The 838-nt window shown below is 64.4% G+C and carries 1 protein-coding gene; it reads right to left on the bottom strand.

Annotated elements, in window-relative coordinates:
• Position 1 precedes the first annotated feature (1 nt).
• Positions 2-838 (bottom strand): transposase (locus MTX35_RS25285; RefSeq protein WP_243597474.1); only part of this gene is annotated, 837 nt, incomplete at its 5' end.

Below are 838 nucleotides of genomic sequence, written 5' to 3'. Positions count from 1 at the left end.
GTCAAGTGGTCTGGGGCGGCTTGAGTAGGCCGTAGATTTCGCGGGCGATGGCGCGTTTGAGGCATCGGGTGATCTCGCGTGGGGTCTTGCCTTCTGTCAGTCGCCGGTCCCGATACTGCTGGGTTCGTTCGTCGCCGCGTAGGCGGGTGATGGCGATCGTGTAGAGCGCCCGGTTCGCTTGACGGTCACCGCCTCGGTCGAGGCGGTGACGTTGTGTGCGGCCCGAGGATGCCTGGATCGGTGCAACTCCGCACAGGTGCGCGAAGGACGCTTCGGAGGTGATCCGTTCGGGGTTGTCGCCGACTGTGATCAACAGTTGTGCAGCTGTGCTGGTTCCGATCCCGAATCGGGCGAGGAGCTGCGGTGCGTGTGCGGTGACGAGTGCCTCTATTTGTTTGGCGAGGATTCGTTCCTCGGCGGTGAGGTCGAGAATTCGGCGGGACACCGACCGCAGTGCGGCACCGACTGCGGAATCGAGATCGACGGGCCGACGCGGTGCGTGTGGCAATGCTGCGCATGCGGCGAACAGGTGCGCGTCGGTGAGCTGACGGAGCTCGGCGCGTATGCCTTCTGGGGCATTGACGATCATCGATTTCAGTTGTGTGACCGCTTCGGCGCGGGCTTTGACTGCCGAGTGACGTGCGTTGTGCAAGAAGCGAATCGCTTCGACGTTGCCGTCGTGGGCCTTCGGTGTGGTGGTGGCCTTTCCGGTCAATGCTGCGCGCGCTGCGGAATGGGCATCGAGTGGGTCGGATTTGCCGTGGAAGCGGCGAGAGCGTCGGTCGGGGCGATCGACATCGACGACCTCGAGCCCGCTCAGGCGTAGCGCAGTGGCCAG

This window comes from Rhodococcus sp. ARC_M12 (assembly GCF_022810385.1).
Lineage (GTDB): Bacteria > Actinomycetota > Actinomycetes > Mycobacteriales > Mycobacteriaceae > Rhodococcoides > Rhodococcoides navarretei.
The sequence above is the reverse complement of the archived record's forward strand: the minus strand, read 5'-3'. Positions and strand labels throughout refer to the sequence as shown.